The 18,107-nt window shown below is 40.6% G+C and carries 17 protein-coding genes and 1 other RNA gene; 3 read left to right on the forward strand and 15 right to left on the reverse strand.

Features of this window, described 5'->3' with window-relative positions; all coding sequences use genetic code 11:
• Positions 1-20: 20 nt before the first annotated feature.
• Positions 21-1,682 (forward strand): glycerol-3-phosphate dehydrogenase/oxidase, encoded by a 1,662-nt coding sequence (locus tag RWN13_RS01835; RefSeq protein ID WP_314059874.1) that lies wholly within the window; start codon positions 21-23, stop codon positions 1,680-1,682.
• Between the two features lie 48 nt (positions 1,683-1,730).
• On the opposite strand, the gene RWN13_RS01840 is transcribed toward RWN13_RS01835, so the two are convergent.
• The 5 genes from RWN13_RS01840 to RWN13_RS01860 all read right to left on the reverse strand — a co-directional run bounded on the left by RWN13_RS01840 (position 1,731) and on the right by RWN13_RS01860 (position 6,198).
• Positions 1,731-3,230, reverse strand: a complete 1,500-nt coding sequence (locus RWN13_RS01840) for a carboxypeptidase M32 (protein WP_314059876.1) — start codon at positions 3,228-3,230, stop codon at positions 1,731-1,733.
• A gap of 110 nt (positions 3,231-3,340) precedes the next feature.
• Entirely contained in the window at positions 3,341-4,519 is a 1,179-nt protein-coding gene (locus RWN13_RS01845; protein ID WP_314059877.1) for a class I SAM-dependent RNA methyltransferase, read from the reverse strand.
• Positions 4,520-4,822: 303 nt separating this feature from the next.
• Positions 4,823-5,190: RNase P RNA component class B (gene rnpB / locus RWN13_RS01850), an RNA gene on the reverse strand.
• A 29-nt stretch (positions 5,191-5,219) separates the two neighbouring features.
• Positions 5,220-5,570, reverse strand: a complete 351-nt coding sequence (gene gpsB / locus RWN13_RS01855) for a cell division regulator GpsB (RefSeq protein WP_314059879.1) — start codon at positions 5,568-5,570, stop codon at positions 5,220-5,222.
• Positions 5,571-5,664: 94 nt separating this feature from the next.
• A complete protein-coding gene (locus RWN13_RS01860; protein WP_314059880.1) occupies positions 5,665-6,198 on the reverse strand; it encodes a DUF1273 domain-containing protein in 534 nt (177 codons plus the stop codon).
• 71 nt (positions 6,199-6,269) lie between these two features.
• Between RWN13_RS01860 and recU the strand changes: the two genes are divergently transcribed.
• Positions 6,270-6,902, forward strand: coding sequence for a Holliday junction resolvase RecU (recU, locus tag RWN13_RS01865; protein WP_314059883.1), 633 nt, complete (start codon positions 6,270-6,272; stop codon positions 6,900-6,902).
• Entirely contained in the window at positions 6,895-9,213 is a 2,319-nt protein-coding gene (locus tag RWN13_RS01870) for a PBP1A family penicillin-binding protein (protein ID WP_314059885.1), read from the forward strand. Before recU ends, RWN13_RS01870 begins: the two co-directional genes overlap by 8 nt.
• A 25-nt stretch (positions 9,214-9,238) precedes the next feature.
• Here RWN13_RS01870 and nth read toward each other — a convergent pair whose 3' ends face one another.
• The 10 genes from nth to RWN13_RS01915 all read right to left on the reverse strand — a co-directional run.
• Positions 9,239-9,901 carry an endonuclease III gene (gene nth, locus RWN13_RS01875; RefSeq protein ID WP_314059887.1) on the reverse strand — a complete coding sequence of 221 codons (663 nt, stop codon included), beginning with the start codon at positions 9,899-9,901 and terminating at the stop codon, positions 9,239-9,241.
• A gap of 22 nt (positions 9,902-9,923) precedes the next feature.
• Positions 9,924-10,637, reverse strand: a complete 714-nt coding sequence (locus RWN13_RS01880) for a DnaD domain protein (RefSeq protein WP_314059888.1) — start codon at positions 10,635-10,637, stop codon at positions 9,924-9,926.
• 101 nt (positions 10,638-10,738) lie between these two features.
• Entirely contained in the window at positions 10,739-10,981 is a 243-nt protein-coding gene (locus tag RWN13_RS01885; protein WP_314059890.1) for a hypothetical protein, read from the reverse strand.
• A 636-nt stretch (positions 10,982-11,617) separates the two neighbouring features.
• The gene (locus RWN13_RS01890; RefSeq protein WP_314059893.1) at positions 11,618-12,232 is read right to left on the reverse strand and encodes a DNA-3-methyladenine glycosylase; all 615 of its coding nucleotides are present in this window, start codon (positions 12,230-12,232) and stop codon (positions 11,618-11,620) included.
• A complete protein-coding gene (alr, locus tag RWN13_RS01895; RefSeq protein WP_314059894.1) occupies positions 12,219-13,364 on the reverse strand; it encodes an alanine racemase in 1,146 nt (381 codons plus the stop codon). Before alr ends, RWN13_RS01890 begins: the two co-directional genes overlap by 14 nt.
• A 180-nt stretch (positions 13,365-13,544) precedes the next feature.
• Complete coding sequence (locus tag RWN13_RS01900) at positions 13,545-14,465, reverse strand: metal ABC transporter substrate-binding protein (RefSeq protein ID WP_314059895.1); 921 nt, start codon at positions 14,463-14,465, stop codon at positions 13,545-13,547.
• Between the two features lie 130 nt (positions 14,466-14,595).
• A complete protein-coding gene (locus RWN13_RS23595) occupies positions 14,596-14,802 on the reverse strand; it encodes a hypothetical protein (RefSeq protein WP_399553618.1) in 207 nt (68 codons plus the stop codon).
• 722 nt (positions 14,803-15,524) lie between these two features.
• Positions 15,525-15,722, reverse strand: coding sequence for a hypothetical protein (locus tag RWN13_RS23600; RefSeq protein ID WP_399553619.1), 198 nt, complete (start codon positions 15,720-15,722; stop codon positions 15,525-15,527).
• Between the two features lie 358 nt (positions 15,723-16,080).
• The gene (dnaJ, locus tag RWN13_RS01910; RefSeq protein ID WP_314059898.1) at positions 16,081-17,247 is read right to left on the reverse strand and encodes a molecular chaperone DnaJ; all 1,167 of its coding nucleotides are present in this window, start codon (positions 17,245-17,247) and stop codon (positions 16,081-16,083) included.
• A gap of 191 nt (positions 17,248-17,438) precedes the next feature.
• The coding region (locus RWN13_RS01915) for an Hsp70 family protein (RefSeq protein WP_314059900.1) at positions 17,439-18,107 on the reverse strand (669 nt) is incomplete at its 5' end.

Below are 18,107 nucleotides of genomic sequence, written 5' to 3' on the forward strand. Positions count from 1 at the left end.
TTAGACAGGGAGGTTTTTTTATGAGTTTTTCATGGGAAGAGCGTCGGGAACATCTAAAAAAAATGTCGGCAGTCACACTAGATATTTTAATTATTGGAGGCGGTATTACCGGTGCTGGGATTTCCCTAGACGCCATCAGTCGCGGACTTGGTGTTGGCTTAGTCGAAATGGGAGATTTTGCTTCAGGTACGTCCAGTCGCTCAACAAAGCTGGTTCACGGTGGTTTGCGTTATTTAAAGCAGTTTGAAGTGAAGACTGTCGCGGAGGTTGGGCGTGAACGAACGATTGTTTACGAGAATGCTCCTCATGTCACCACACCCGTCAAAATGGTTTTGCCTTTTTATCAAGATGGATCTTTTGGTCCATTTACAACTGCCATTGGCTTGGATCTTTATGATAAATTGGCTCAAGTGGATAAGCATGAGCGCAAGTTTATGTTACGGGCTCGAGATACCTTAAGACGGGAACCTTATTTAAAAGCTGAGGGCCTAAAAGGCAGTGGCGTCTATGTGGAATACCGAACTGATGACAGTCGTCTAACCTTAGAAGTCCTAAAAAAAGCTGAGGAATTTGGGGCTTATATTGCGAACTACGCTAAGGTCGAAAAATTGCTTTATAGCAAAGAAACAGGCAAGGTTATAGGTGTTCGTGTCCGAGATTTAATTGACAACATTGAATACCCGATCTATGCCAAACGTGTGATAAATGCTGCTGGTCCATGGGTTGATCATATTAGGGAAATGGATCACTCTAAAGAAGATAAATACCTTCATCTGACTAAAGGCGTCCACTTGGTTTTTGATGATGCTCGCCTGCCTTTAAGCAATGCCGTTTATTTTGACACACCTTTTGAAGATGACCGCATGATGTTCGCTATCCCTCGAGAAGGAAAAGTCTATGTTGGCACAACGGATACGTTTTACAAAGACTCCCCGGCCGACGTTACCGTTACATTGGACGATGTTACTTATATACTGGATGCTATCAATATCATGTTTGCCATTCCTCCAATGACTGTGGCAGATATCGAATCTGCTTGGGCTGGTGTTCGACCACTGATTCATGAAGATAGCAAAGACCCCTCTGAAATCTCGCGAAAAGATGAGATATTCCACTCCGAAAGTGGCCTTTATTCGATTGCTGGTGGTAAATTAACTGGCTATCGGCATATGTCGAAAGAAATTGTCGACAAGGTGTTACATGATATCTGCAAGGAATACAAACGACTCTTTATCAAATGTCGCACGAAAAATTTAAATTTATCTGGTGGCGATGTTGGTGGTAGTCAAGGCTATCAACGGTATGTGAAAGAATTTGTCAAAATTGGTATCGAGAAATTTCACTTGACTCACCGGGAATCGAATTTACTAGTTAAACGTTACGGCTCCAATGTCATTGATTTATTTGCTTATTTACTGAATGTTCCAGAAAGCAGTCAACTATCTGATGTGGATTACGTCATGTTGCGCTATGCTCTGGAACACGAAATGTGTCTTCATCCGATTGACTTCTTGCTTAGACGCACCAGTTACATGCTTTTCAATATGGCACGCTGCCAAACAATCAAAGAAGAAGTCGTCGCTGAGATGGGCAAGTTCTATCAGTGGACTGAGGAGTATCAGGAAAAAATGTTAGCAGAAACCAATCAAGAGATAGACAAACATTTGATTTTTACAGAATAGGAAAAACACCCCAATAGCTAATTATTGGGGTGTTTTTCATTTAGTTATCTATTCAGAAATGTTGTAAACATCAAAGTACAACTGGCGCATGTAATCAAGTAAGTATTGAGGGTTTAAGTCTTCACCCGTAGCATCCTTGATCAAGCGGTTAGGTTTCCGCGAAGAACCGAACTGATGGATATGCTCTGTCGACCATTTGCTAATAGCAGAATAATCGTCAGAACCCAGAATTGCCTCAACATCCAGTTCTTTTTCCATGGCATGGTGCAATTGAGCGGCATACATATATCCCAATGCGTATGAAGGGAAATAACCAAAACTAGCTCCCGACCAATGGACATCTTGTAAGATTCCCTCTAAATCATTTCCGGGGCGAATGCCCAGATACTCTTCATACTTATCATTCCAGATTTGCGGAAGATCCTCAACCGCAACCTGGTCATTAAAAATCATTTTTTCGATTTCATAACGAATGATGATATGTAGCGGATAGGTCAATGAATCAGATTCAATTCGCACCAAACTGGCTTTGGTTTCTTTTAGCCCTTTATAGAAGGATTCAAAGTCAATATCGGCAAACGTATCACCGGTAATTTCTTTAAGAGCTGGGAATTGACGTTGCCAGAATGCTTTACTACCACCTACGATGATTTCGTTGAAAAGTGACTGAGACTCATGAATTCCCATTGAGACGCCACCTGCCAAAGGAGTGTAGTCAAATTTGGCTGCCACATTCTGTTCATACATACCGTGACCAGCTTCATGAATCACCCCTAATGTGGCCATCGCAAAATCATCTTCATCCCAACGAGTAGTAATCCGAGCATCATTGCGGTTTAAATTCAGCATAAATGGATGAACAGTATCGTCCAAGCGACCACGGCTAAAATCATAACCTAATTCAGTCACGACTTGAGTCACAAACTGACGTTGTTGCTCTTTCGTCACTCGACGATGCAAGAATGACGTTGCCGGAGCTGTCCCTTTTTCAGCGACCACTTGACGAATCGCCATGATACCATCTCTGACTTGACTGAACACTTCGTCTAAAATTGCCACAGTCATGCCTGGTTCATATTGATTTAACAAGACGTCATAAGGGGTTTTCTCTGCTTTTTGCCACAGTGGAATAAATTCTTTTGTAAAATTAATTAGCTCTTCTAAAGACCCTTTAAATAAATTGTAGTCCTTTGCTTCACGGGCTTTTACCCATTCACTATGGGCCATTGATTGCACTTTACTGAAAGCTTGATAACGGTCAGCAGGAACGTTTTTATTTAAGTCGTATTCTTCTTTTACCTTAGCGTACACTGCTTTACCAAATTCAGATAACTCATCTGGATGAGTAGCAAAATAATCCATATATTCTGTCATTTGAGGCCCTGTGGACATACCGAAAGCTTTACCACTTAAATAGCTGGACACTTCTGCTCGATGTTCCGCGCCTTTTTCAGGCATTCCAGTTTGGCTATCCCATTCAAGTAAGCCAATTGACTCACTGATTAATGCAATTTCTTTTAAATATGCTAAAAAAGCTGTTTCATTCATCTTTGATTTCCTACTTTCCATCTCAATCAGTGCCATTTAATATCAACTTTCAGCAACAAAACGAAAGCTATCTCTTTTCAGATAATCAAATGGAGCTATTGTCTTAATTGTTAGAGAGGTGCTCTTAATGACTGATTAGTCCCATCTTCACGTGGTGGACGTGGCGGGCGTGTTCCCCAGTATTGGAATAAATCAGTTCGCAAGGAACCATTGTAAAGCTTACGCTTCTTAGTGGCCTTTGCTTTATAAAATTTTTCGAATTCCAAATCGCTTGTTAGGATATATTTACTCCATGTTTTCAGTGGACGGTAAGTTTCACCCATCTCACGGTAAAGTCGATGGACGCTTTCTTCCTCACCAAGACGTTCCCCATAGGGAGGGTTGGCCACGATCACACCGTATTCTTTTTCTGTCTTAAAGTCACTTAATTGCAATTGCTTGAAAACAATCGAATCCGCTAAACCTGCCTCTTCAGCATTGGCTTGGGCTATTTTAATCATACGGGCATCATGATCCGTCCCGCAAATATCTAGTTCAATGTCGTAGTCCGCTTTTTCTTCTGCTTCTAAACGAACTTTATCCAAGACCTCTTTATCAAACCATTCCCATGATTCAAAAGCAAATTCCCGATTAAATCCTGGTGCAATATTATGACCAATCATCGCCGCTTCAATACAAATAGTCCCTGAACCACAAACGGGATCATAAAACGGACGATCTTTTCGCCAATTAGTCAGTAAGACTAGGGCAGCAGCCATGTTTTCTTTCAATGGTGCACCCCCTTTATCAATCCGGTAACCACGTTTAAACAAACTTGGTCCCGTCGTGTCTAAGGTTATCGTCACCTGATCTTTAAGTAAAGCCACCTCTAAGGCAAAGAGGGCTCCTGTCTCAGGTAATCGACCGTAACGATGGTAAACATCGCTTAAACGGCTTACGATTGCTTTTTTAGTAATAGCCTGACAATCGGAAACGCTGAACAAAGTTGATTTAATCGACTTGCCCGCTACAGGGAATTCCGCATCCATCGGCAGGATATCTTCCCAAGCAATTCCTTTAGTCTGTTCAAATAACTCTTCAAAGGTCACTGCCTTAAATTCACCAACAACGATCTTCACTCGATCAGCCGTTCGTAGCCAAAGATTCGCAGTAGCAATGGTTTCCATGTCTCCATGAAAAATCGCCTTACCATTCTCAACTTGACACTCAATACCTAAATCTCGTAATTCTTTTCCAACAAGAGCCTCCATACCACTGGCTACTGTTGCGATTAGCTTAAATTGTTTCATATGTGTTGCCCCTTTCTAGGGTTAAATATCAAATTTATTCCATTAAATGCAAATTGCCAAGCCGTTCCTTGGCAACATTGCAAGTTATACTATACGTCTCACTTTAACAAGACTAGCATTTGCGTAACCAAATTTTTAATTAAAGGTTTTATCCGGCAGTTCTCTAATTTACCTGCCTCACTTTAACAAGGCTAACATTTGCACATCAATCCTTTAATTATGCGATTTGTCCGGCGGTTCATGGACAAATACAAAAAATTCCTTCCATTTTAACGGAAGGAATGCCCCTGATAAATTGTAGTTTTCTATAAGCCATGTTCTGTATTGCCAGTTCTCAGGTAAAAACTGGCAACGATAATCATCTGTCTACAGATAAATCTGTCTCTTTTCTTCGTTCATTTCCTTGAAAAAAGTGCCCCGACCGTAGTTTGGGTTGCTCGCTCGAGGGGTTTACCGCGTTCCACCAATTTCATTTCTAAAATTGCTTCGTCACTGTGGCACTTTCAAGCTTACTCCAGCATAGTCCAAAGACCTTAGCTGTTTTGGCTGCCGTTATTCTTACGAATACCTTAGCTTATGGTTTCACTAAGCACGAACACTACAAGCATCTCAGCTTGTGCGAGCATGGACTTTCCTCAACCTAGTTACCTAAGCTGCAATTATCCGAAAACTACAAGAAATCTTTAACTCTTTCTTGCTATTAAAACTGTTTTGTTTGATCCAAATCGTCTTCTTCGTCTAACTTGCTACCGAAAACGGTTTTCTCAAGATTAGACAAACGTTTCAAGATATCAAAGTTTGTCACCGCTGCTGCTTTTGGTGGGTCTTGTTTGATTCGAGACAAGGTTGCTTGACTCTTTGTCAATTGATCTACTTTTGCAATCAAGCGTTGATTTTCTTCTCTTAAGGCCAAAATCTCACGACTGTAAGTTTCGTAATCTTTAATTACGCCATCCAAAAACTCGTCCACTTCAACTGGATCATACCCACGCATTTTTGTTTTAAATTCTTTTTGTAAAATTTCCTTTGCTTCATAGTTAAACTTTGCCATTTTAAGCACCTCATCTATTTCAGTTCATAATTTTGCTCATTATCTTTATCATTCCTATTGTAACTAAAAAAAACAGGAAAATCAAACTCAAACGCTAATATATTTCATAATTTTGCAAATCATCCATCGTTATAAAATCGATAGCGTATTCATGAGACTCCTGAAACTTCTCTGCGTCCCGCAAAAAGAACATGGTTTTCCCTTCAAATTCCCTGTCATAGAGTAAGAGGCAGCCATCTGAATGGTTTAACATAAATTGAGTGTGATTTTTTAATTGACTGGGATTCTGATAAGGCGCATGAGAGGTTGCATTCACATAATCCGCTTGTAATTTCATTTCCGTCATCGCCTGCTGATTGGTTTCATTCCAATTACTACCAAATTCTTCAAAAGGATAAATAACAGAATAACGAATTTCCGGGTAATCCACTCGCAATTCTTGAATAACTTGAGCCGTCCAAAACTCTGTTCCCAGGTTGCCACCGAGCAATATCCACTGGGTTCCATTCTCAATATAGCCAATTATCCGACTTCTTAAGACATTTTTAATTATTTTCACTTTGGGGTCAGTCTCTTGAAAAACCCCGAGTTCAAAGCTTCTATAGCCTGTAATATATATCCGTTTCATCGTTTTAAACATCTTACCTTTCCATTCTATTTTGTTTTTTGTTATAATATTGTCTAGGAGTGTGAATTATTGTGACAATTAACTATCCAAACGGAATGTCTCCTTCTAATAATGGAGCGAAAAAGCAAAAAAAGCAAGGGCAACCTCTTGTCCCAAAAACGAACTTTGCAAATCGTGGCATGAATTTTGAGGATGATCTTAACCAAAGTAATGACTACTATCGCAATCGTAAAACTGCGATTATTCACAAGAAACCAACTCCTGTACAAATTGTCAAAGTCGATTACCCACGGCGAAGTGCTGCTGTAATCAAAGAGGCTTATTTTTCTCAAGCGTCTACCACTGATTACAACGGAGTTTACAATGGGTATTATCTTGATTTTGAAGCAAAAGAAACGAAAAATAAAACCTCGTTTCCTTTACGTAATTTCCATGAACATCAAATTAGCCATATGAGAGAGTGTCGTGAACAAAAAGGAATTTCCTTTGTTCTCTTATGGTTTTCTAGTCTAGGCCGCTGTTTTTTTCTAGATTCTGCATCATTAGAACTATTTTGGAAAAAACAAAGTACTGGTAAAAAATCAATTCCACTTACTGAAATTGAGCACCTTGGCATTGAAATTCAGCCAGGTCTTGCACCACGAATACCGTATATTAAGGCCTTAGATGAGTACTTAAAAAAGGAGATTCAACACAATGGATGATCAAAATAAACCAATGCCGCCAAGAGCAACATCTGGGCAGCCACCTCTAGGTCCAACTAGAGGACAAAAACCAAAAAAGAAAAAAAGGCGGATCTTTTTAAAAATTTTCTTGGGACTGCTCTTTTTAGGCTGCCTGGCATTCCTTGCAGTCTCTGCTGTCGCTTACAGTTATATCAAAGAAGCACCTAAGTTAGAAACGAGTAAACTTGAAGGAGTTCTTTCTTCAAGGATTCTTGGTCCTGATGGCACCTTACTCTTCGAACTTTACACACAAAAAAGAGAGACTGTCCCGATCAATGAAGTACCGCCATTGCTTAAAAAGGCGATTATTTCCATCGAAGATAAACGGTTTGAAGAACATATCGGCGTCGATCCCATTCGGATAGCTGGGGCAGCGGTGGCTAACTTCACTGGTAGCGGTGGCCTTCAAGGAGGTAGTACCCTAACCCAGCAACTGATCAAGCTTTCTTTCTTCTCAACTGACGTTAAGGATCAAAATATCAAACGTAAGATTCAAGAGGCTTGGATGTCTATTCAGTTAGAACGACAAAAATCAAAAGATGAAATTCTCAACTATTACATCAATAAAGTCTATATGTCTTCTGGTTATTACGGTATGGAAACAGCGGCTAGAGGGTATTACAACAAGCCTCTCAACGAATTATCGATTGCCCAAACGGCTTTGATGGCTGGAATTCCCCAAGCACCGGCTGACTACGATCCCATCATCAATCCAGAGGCCGCTAAAAAAAGACGGGACATGGTTTTAAGTGAGATGCGTAAAGATGAGGTCATCACGCAAGCAGAATACGATGCTGCAGTGAATGAACCTATTAATGAAGGGATTGTTGACCAACAGCCTCTCTACGGAGACAGTAAAATCATCGACAATTACATCAAAGAAGTGATTGCCGAAGCACAAACCAAAACCACTCGTGATATTTATACGGACGGCTTAGACATTTACACAAATATCGATATGGATTTACAAAAGTACATTTATCAGATGGTCAATTCCGATGACTATGTTACGTTTAGAGATTATTCCAAAGATGAACTTACTTGGGAAGAAGGCGAAACACCTGTTGATGTGAATTTCCAGACTGCCATTACGGTGATCAATCCAAATAATGGTCAGGTTTTAGCTCAAATAGGTGGTCGTAAAGTTCCTGACGGCGTCCAATTAGGTAATAATATGGCAGTATCGGCTGAACGAGATTTTGGTTCAACAGTTAAGCCCATTACTGATTACGCACCTGCTATTGAATATCTAAACTATGGCACCGGTCGTTATGTAGTCGATGAGCCATATAAATACCCTGGAACCACTGATGACGTTAATAACTATGACCGAGCATACAAGGGAACTATGACCATCAGAGAAGCCCTAGTCGACTCGCGAAATGTGCCAGCAGTTAAAACATTGGATGAAGTAACCTTAGAAAAAGGTGCCGAATTCTTAAAGGGATTGGGAATCGATTATGGCGAAGGCAATATGTTTCTTGCCAACGCTATTCATGGAAACCTAACCTCTCATAAAATGGCTGGTGCTTACTCTGCTTTGGCTAACGGAGGCATTTACTACAAGCCTTATTATGTTAATAAAATTGTGTTACCTGATGGTCAGGAAGAAACTTTCAAACCTGAGGGAACAAGAGCGATGCAAGAGTCCACAGCCTATATGGTGACGGACATGTTGAAAGATGTTTTACTAAGAGGAACTGGGACTCAAGCAATCATCCCAGATTTATATCAAGCTGGGAAAACCGGTACTTCCAATTATGACGATAAATCAATGGCTAAGCTGAAGCTTAACCTCTATGGCGGTGTACCAGATATCAGCTTTGTTGGTTATACTAAGAATTTTGTTGTCTCAATTTGGACAGGTTACGAAAATTACTTTGTGCCAATTGCTTCTGAGGATCAGCAAGATGCCATGACTCTTTACAGATATATAATGAGTTACATGTCCCAAGATATAGAAACGCCTGACTGGGAAATGCCAGAAAATGTTGTAAAAATTGGCAATGAACTTTATGTAAAAGACCATGTCAACGATCAAAGTATTTGGAAGCAACCGGCAAGTACGTGGCAAGAACCGGACTCAAGTTATTATGCGCCACCAGCTTCAAGTTCATCGATTCCGCCGGTTAAAGACTCTACGCCTGCAACCAGCGAGCCACCGATTGAACCAGATCCACCGACACCAACTGAACCACCAACAACGCCGACAGAACCAACGTCACCACCAACTACACCCACTGATCCAACAACACCAACTACACCTACTGCTGAACCTGGCGGAGGATAAAACAAACCCTTGAAATCAGTTGATTTCAAGGGTTTTTCTTATCCGCTACATTTAAACGGTTTTTGCCTTCTTGGCAAAGACTAAGTAAAGGGCAGATATCGCACTTAGGATTTCGGGCTAAACAGTGATAGCGACCAAAAAAGATCATGCGATGATGGGTTTCAGTCCACATTTCCTTCGGTATTTTTTTCATTAAGGTCTGTTCTACTTCTAACACACTAGCGCTTTGCTTGACGATTCGCAGTCGTTTAGAGACTCTTTCCACATGGGTGTCAACCGCAATCGACGGTACACCAAAAGCTTCTCCTAAGACCACATTAGCCGTTTTACGCCCCACCCCTGGCAATTGAACTAATTCCTCCATCGTCCGAGGAACTTCTCCGTTAAATGTCTCAATTAACATTTGAGAACAGGCTTTGATATTTTTCGCTTTATTGCGATAGAGACCAATAGTTCTGATAGCATTTTCCACATCTTCCAAAGGTGCTTGAACAAAGGCATCTGGCGTTGGGTATTTCTCAAAAAGCCCGGGTGTTACTTTGTTGACAGAAACATCTGTGGCTTGAGCGCTCAGTGAAACAGCAATTACCAGTTCAAATGGGTTGCGATAAGTCAGCTCACAGTGAGCCTCTGGAAACATCTCTGCCATAATATTGACTACTTCAATTGTTTTTTCTTTTGATAACATAATTTATGCCTACCTTTTTTACTTATGATGATTCTTTATCTTGGTCCACCCAATTGTAAAGAGGAACTTGGGGTAATTCTTCCTCTTCTGCTTGCGGACTGATTTTATCAGAAATCGATTTTTTGCGACGGCGCTGCTCTGTCAAAACTTGATCTTTAGTTCTTAAATTTTTCCGTTCCCATCCTAATAAAATGCGATCGATGTATTTCAGACTATAGGCTTGATTTAAGACGGCTTCACGCAAACCTAAACGGATAATTTCAAGGTCATACTTATCTTCTTGAATCCACATACTGATCGTTTCCATCTCTATGGGTGATAGAGGTCGGCCAAACTCTTTTTCAAACAGCTCAAATAATTCCTGAACTCCCGCTTCTTGTTTTTGTTGGTCCGTTTGTTTAACTAAGCTAATTAAATGGTGGCTTAACCGTTCATAAATAGGTGTTAAATCGTAAGCATCGACCATCTTTCCCTGGTGATTTTGGGTCGTCACCAAACGAATCATTTGCTTTCCCAATAATCCTTCAAGGAGTGTATATATTTCATCATTGGGCACACCAATCCCTTGACCGATTTCAAATAAATCAGGAAAATCACTGCCTGATTGCTGATGATGCAATAGTTGCAAGTACAATAAAAATTCTTGATTGCTTAGACCAAGGTGATGATAATGGGTCAACAGCAGATTGGAAACCGTTGTCTCCCCCGCATTTAAATAATCTTTTAATTCTAACATGATAAGTCACTCTCTCTTTAATTCTTAGCTCTCCATCCAGTATAGCAATTTTTAAACAAAATTGTTATCTTTTCGGTACGAAAAAAAAGAAACTAGCCAGATTAGTGATTAGCTTCTTTTTTGTCATCCACTTTTGTCTCCCATGAGGGTGGCGCCCAACCGTCTGTAACCAATGGCGTGCAGCCCTTCTCCCCAAGTAGCACGTCCACATAAGACACCATAAAGTTCGACCCTCCTTCCATAGCAAAACGCAAGGTCTCCTGAAATTTTTCTGCACTAACATTGGCACTCAAGAAAATAAAGGGACGATCTGTCGCCTCAGATCGTGCATAAAAAAATCTCAAGACTTCTTCTCTAGTGTAAATATGCTCGTTTCCGCAACCTTCAACCTAGACCATATTGACTGACACTTTCAACTTTTAAAACCTCCACACGATAGTGAGACGTTGAAAATCCTTTTATCATCTCATTGACTTTATGAGGCTACACTTGGGGGTATTCCGGGAATAGCTTATCTAAATTACTAGCGTCATAAGATAATACCTCTAAGTATATCTAATAATTCGCCCAAGTTTCTTGCCAAAACTCGGGCAATTGTTTACTCTCACAGGTGGTTATTTCAGCGCCCAGATCCATTAGTTCTGCCACCCGTTTCTCAAACGTTTACTCGCCTCCTATATTTTTTCCATGGCGAAGCTGCTGAATCCGAACCATGCTTAAGGTTTAATTACTTTTTCCGGCTGCTCACTCACTAAGTAGCTACCCGACTAAACTCATTTTCTGATATTTTTTGCAACTAAATCCAAACGACATAACAACCAATTGGTTACTACCAGAAACAGTTAATTTTTAGTCCACCCTCTCCCCTTTGTCAATCACTACACGGACTTCTCACAATAACACTGTTCAACCCCCTTATTTCTATTGCTCTTTTTAGCGAAAAAAAGCAATCAAGATTACTCCTGATTGCTTTTTCACTGTTATTGCCACACTTGATTAAAATCAAGCCTGTCACTTTTTTTCATTTGAGAGACATAAGGGTGACCGCCCACAAAAAAACGTAATGGCTCCGCTGTCCACTTGCCTTTATTAGGAATGCCAATCCTTGCTGACTGACTGATTGTTGCGGGCTCGCGCTCGGCACCCGATACAATCTCCAATCCGTCACCAAGTACCTTCCCATTTAACTCAGTCGTAATACCCAGTGCTTTAGTTAATTTACCTGGTCCATTGGTTAATTCGACACCCAATTTATTGCGATTCACCATCATCAGTTCTTCATTCTCTAAGGGTTCCAAGGCACGTATCAGAACGGCTTGAGGTTCCCCTATTTCTTTAGTAACGATGTTTAGCATTTTGTGGGTGTGCATAGTGTAAATGTAAATTGTGCCTCCAATGGCGTACATCGATTCCAGCTTTGGCGTCCGTTTATACTGAAAACTATGGGCTGCTTCGTCCTCTGAGCCCACGTAAGCTTCCGTCTCGACAATATACCCGGAAACCAGGCCTTGAGGGGAGTCGAATCTTAACAATTGTCCCAATAAGGCTTGCGCTGTTTCGATTGTTGATGAGCCGACAAAATCAAGCATCTTCATCACTCAACTCTTCATTGATGTAAATTCGTGGCACTCGTTCCGATAAGATACAGGGTAATTCATAATTAATTGTATCAACATACTCCGCCCCGTCTTGAAACGTGTTCACCAGTTCCCCATCTTTGCCAAAAATTGTCACTTTCGTTCCCACAGACAAAGCATAAGGCAGACGAATCATACACTGGTCCATGCACACACGCCCAACAATTTCCGCGTAATGGCCATCGACTATAACATTGAATCCTTTAAAATGTCGAATAAAACCATCGGCATAACCAATCGGTAGGGTGCCAATCCACTCATCTTGTTGAGCCTGATACTCAGCTCCATAGCTGATTCGTTCTCCTTTTTTCAACCGTTTGACTTGAACGAGAGAAGAGATTAAAGACATAGCCTGTTCCAGTTTAAAAGGGGGTTCCAACTCAGCCCCTGAGGGATTTAAACCATACATTTCAACACCTAAACGAATCATATTTGAGCGCCAGTGATCATGCCATAACGCCGTAGCGGAGTTAGACGTATGAATGTAACGGATAGTCGTTGGAAAAATAGCCAGTGCTTTCCTAAAACGTTCTTGCTGCATGTCAAAATAACTGTTATCTTTTGAGTCTGCTTTAGCGAAATGAGTAAAGAGACCTTCTAGATTAAACTCTGGATGTTCTTGGATAAACTCCAATGCGGCGCGCATATCAACTTCTTCAACAAAACCTAAGCGGCCCATACCTGTATCGATTTTGACATGAATCAAAAGGGGGTCTTCGCACTCAAATTTATACCAATAACGACTGGCATCTTTCAGCCATTCCAAGCTGGCCGCCGTTGTCGAAATACGTTCTTGCGCTAAGATAGCCACATGTCTCGGCTCTACTATTCCTAAGACCAGAATCGGTTCATGAAAACCAGCCTCACGTAACTCTAAAGCCTCATCAAGTAAGGACACACAAAAACCTGATGCCCCAGCTTTTTTTGCTACCTCGGCCACTTTTAAAGCACCGTGGCCATACCCATTGGCTTTCACCACAGCAAATATTTCCGCACCATCTTTAATTGTCGCCATTTCATTTTTTATATTATGATAAAGAGCCTGACAGTCAACTACTGCCTTGGTCGGTCTCAAAAATCCAATTGTCATATGATCTGCTCCTTTCACGAGCTTACTAAAACAGATAATCTTTATACTACTCTTTTCTCCTCTGATTTACTAGCCTTTCAACTGGCTTTAACAAATAATTAAAAGAAGAGGGTGAGACTTGAGTCCCACCCCCTTTAGCCTCACGAATGGTAGGCGATAACTGCTCTCCAAAAGTTCGCTCTATTTAATCACTTTACTCAAATGCGCCAAGTTGGTTTCCATCACACTGATATAATTCTCACCGTCAGCTTGTTGGGCTTTAGACAAGCCTTCCAAAGTATTGAGTGTCACTAATTCGGCGCCAGTAGCTTTGGCGATAGTAGTAGCAATTTTGTCGGAAGAAAGCTCTTCAGTAAAGATTACCTTTACTTGATGTTCCTTCACAAAGTCTTCTATCGTTGCTAATTCAGCTGGACTAGGTTCTTGATCAGGTGAAATTCCCGAAATCGATACTTGATGTAGCCCGTAACGTGCTGCCAAATAACCAAAAGCCGCATGTTGTGTAACAAAATCCCGCTGTGTGGCTGATTTAAATTGCGCTTCAAATTGCTGGTCCAGTTCTTTTAACTGACCAATGAAAAGGTCACTATTTTTTTGATAACTTTCTTTATTTTCTGGGTCAGCCTTTAACACCCCATCACGGATCGTCGCTACTTCTTTTTGCGCCAAAACTGGGTCCAACCAAATATGAGGATCAACCCCATGGGCATGATCATGCCCCTCATGATCTTCTTCAGCCGTATCCAATAGCTCAATTCCTTTACTAGCTTCCACGACAACCGTCTTCTCCGTGTCAATACTATCTAAAACCGCCTCAACCCATGTCTCCATTTCTTTTGAATTGTAGACAAACACATCAGCATCTTGAATTTTAGCAATATCTTTGGCACTTGGTTCATAATCATGGGGCTCAGTTTCTCCCGTCATCAAAACTGACACATCCCCATTATCTCCAACGATGTTTTGAGTGAAATCATACATTGGATAAAAGGTAGTCACTACATGTAGTTTACCATTTGACTTATTTTCTTTAGTTGTACCGCAGGCAGCTAAGATGACTAAACTTACCACTGCCATTACTATTAATTTAATTGTCTTCATTTATAACTCCTTTTGATTAAATCGTAATAATTACACTTAGTGATTATAACCAATTTCCACGACAAAATCAATGAAAATATCTTTCAGTAAAAACATAACCGAAAAGAAATCCCCTCAACTAAGCCTCAGTTTAATGGGTAATCCCCTGACTTTTAGGTGTTTTATCACTCGGCACGTCCATTTTAACGTTTTGAAGGTAATCAATGGTTGCTACAAAATCATCTTTAAACTCCTGAGCCATATTAAAACCTAAATCTGCTCGACAAACAATTCGCTGAATAACAGTTTCTCCTAAATTATCAGGTAAGGGATATGTGAGAACTTGCCATCCTTTCATAGCTAAACGATCGGCTAATTCGTAAAGTCTCCAACTTATATCAGCAGTGGCTTTTAGACTGCCGCAAACAATCGGTAGATTTTCTCCCCTATTTTGACTATCGAATCCCCCTATGTTATCAATCTCGTTGGAAATAAATAACGCTACATCTTTTGTCCGTTGGTGAATCGCCCGATAGCCTTCGACCCCTAGACGTGAAAAGTTATCATACTGGCCAATTAACTGGCTGGCGCTATGTGAAAATGAATAGGCCTAGTTGGGACTTCGCCACCTAAGTAGATCACACTATAGATCAATTCCTCTGGTAAATAGTGAGTATCTCGCCACACACCCAGCCAACACCTGGGTATACAAGACCCTATTTATGGCCAGAAGCATTAATTGACATAACACTTTTTAAACGAAAATTCCAAACTAACTCTGGTTTAACAAAGGGCATGAAAAAGTCGCTTGAGGCAGCATATACGTAGATACAAACTTGATAATCTGTCGTCGTATGATACTACCAATCCGTTGATCCAAAGCGGAAATATCCTCAAATTTCTCTGTATAGGTAATACCTAAAACACCCACCACACCAATTCTGTATTCGTCAATTAAGGAAGCTGATTAGTCAATATTAAGACTCATATATCCTCATCAATTGGGACAACACGCATTTCAATATTCCAATAACACAAATTTTTTCCCAACAGACCTAATATCTTGCTGAAATAATCAAATTAGGCTTCGCCATCACATTTAATCCCAGATCTTCTGCATGATCTCGCCAAGCAAATTTTAGGGGTATTCCACAAATCAGCAATAATATTGACACAGCGATTTTCAACTTCTGCTGTTTTCGGGTATTCAAACTCATCAATGGCATTTTTCTCAAGAGCCTCACTCATTAACAAAACCGCTTCATCTTCCATGTACATCTGAGAAAATGTAGCTAATTTCTGACGGGCATGTCCTTCATCTAATTAGTTCATCTTTCACTAACCGATAATCGATCATTGTGACAAATAACACAAAGGAACTCCCTTTCCCTCTTTTTGGAGCCAAAAAGGGGGTTGGCACTCCTGATACGCGTTTGAGCCTCTTCACCCTACAACATTATTAGTCCTCCATTCTAATTGCTTAACATGATACAAAACAATGACTATCTGACTACAGCTTTACTACAAGAAAACTAAATTAGCCCATAATAACCTTGAATGAAAAACAAAAAAAGCCTTATTCCATTAGTTCAGTTAGAATCTAATGGAATAAAGCTTACAGAATAACCCTTTGATACTACTTTTTCTTCTTTTGATCGAAGTTAAAGGCATCTTTCATTTTATCGAAAAAACCTTCTTCTTGTTCCTCAACTTTATCGCCGCCAGCTTCAGCAAAGTCTCTTAACGCACGTTTCTGGGTGTCGCTTAAGTTCTTAGGTGTAATGATCTTAACGGAGACTTGTTGGTCACCATTGCCACTACCACGTAGCTTAGGCGCGCCTTTACCACGTAAGCGGAAAGTGGTACCTGTTTGAGTGCCAGCAGGAATCTTCAATTTAACCTTACCATGAACAGTTGGTACTTCCAACTCATCACCAAGTGCCGCTTGAACAAAGCTCAGTGGCAAATCGTAATAGATTTCAGAACCGTCACGGTCATATAAATCACTTTCTTCCACATGGAAGACGACATATAAATCACCGTAAGGTCCACCGTTTACACCGGCTTCACCTTGACCAGCTAAACGCATTTGTTGACCATCTTCAACACCGGCTGGAACGTTTACTTTAACCGCGTGTTTTTTCTTAACACGGCCTGTTCCATGACAGTCATTACAAGGGTCTTTAATAGTTTGACCAGCGCCACCACATTGATCACATGTTTGACGTGTCATCACACGTCCAAGAGGCGTTTGTCTTTCCACATTAATCGTCCCTTGCCCATGACACTTCGAACATGTCTCCGGCTTCGTACCAGGTTTTGCCCCAGTTCCCGCACAGGTACTACATGAATCTTCCCGATTGAATTTAACGGTTTTTTCAACACCAAAAATCGCTTCTTCAAACTTCAAATTCAATGAATATTGTAAATCAGATCCTTGTCTTGGTGCATTTGGGTTAGCCGAACGACCACCGCCACCACCGAAGAATGATTCAAATATATCTTCAAAACCACCAAAGCTGCCACCGCCGCTGAAACCTTCAAAGCCGCCGCCACCAAATCCACCGCCACCGTAATTAGGGTCGGTACTCGCGTGACCGTATTGATCATAGGCCGCTCTTCTTTGGGGATCGCTTAAAATCTCATAAGCTTCTGAAACTTCTTTAAATTTATCTTCCGCATCAGCCTCTTTATTAATATCTGGATGATATTGTTTTGAGAGCTTCCGATAAGCTTTTTTTATTTCATCATCTGTTGCGCTTTTGGACACACCCAGAACTTCATAATAGTCTCTCTTCGCCATGGGTTTTCCCTCCACATCTATTCTCTAGTTTTTTCTGTTTCCAGAGCCTAGTAAATCATACCATATATCAACAAAATACTAAACCATTTTTCGCGAAACAAATTGTCAAAATGTCCTATTTACTGATTATTCTAAACCTAAAAGTAGGAAAAGCCAAAAGCAACTTGCTATTGGCTTCCCTGATTTGATGCTTATTTATCTTCGCCTTCTACTTCTTCAAAGTCAGCATCAACAACATCATCTGCTCCTGCTTGAGCTTCTTCTGGGTTTTCAGCCGCTTGAGCTGCTGCTGCTTGTTCGTACAATTTAACCGTCAACGCTTGAACGATTTCGTTAAGCGCGTCACGTTTCTCTTTCATTGCATCCAAGTCATTAGCTTCAACTGCCGCTTTTAATTCATCACGAGCTTCTTCTGCTTTTTTGACTTCTTCTTCGTCCACTTTACCTTCTAAGTCAGTCAATGTTTTATCAACTGAGAATAATAAAGAGTCAACATCGTTACGTAAATCAACTTCTTCTTTACGTGCTTTATCCGCTTCAGCATTGGCTTCAGCATCTTTCACCATTTTTTCAATTTCTTCATCTGTTAAGCCTGAAGATGATTTAATGGTAATTGTTTGTTCTTTTTGAGTGCCTAAATCTTTTGCACTAACGTTAACGATTCCGTTTTTGTCAATGTCGAAAGTTACTTCGATTTGAGGCACACCACGAGGTGCTGGTGGAATATCAGACAATTGGAAACGTCCTAGAGTTTTGTTATCTGATGCCATCGGACGCTCACCTTGTAAGACATGAATGTCTACAGCTGGTTGATTGTCTGCTGCTGTTGAGAAGACTTGTGATTTACTTGTTGGAATAGT

Origin of the sequence: uncultured Vagococcus sp. (genome assembly GCF_963518325.1) — a bacterium.
Lineage (GTDB): Bacteria > Bacillota > Bacilli > Lactobacillales > Vagococcaceae > Vagococcus_D.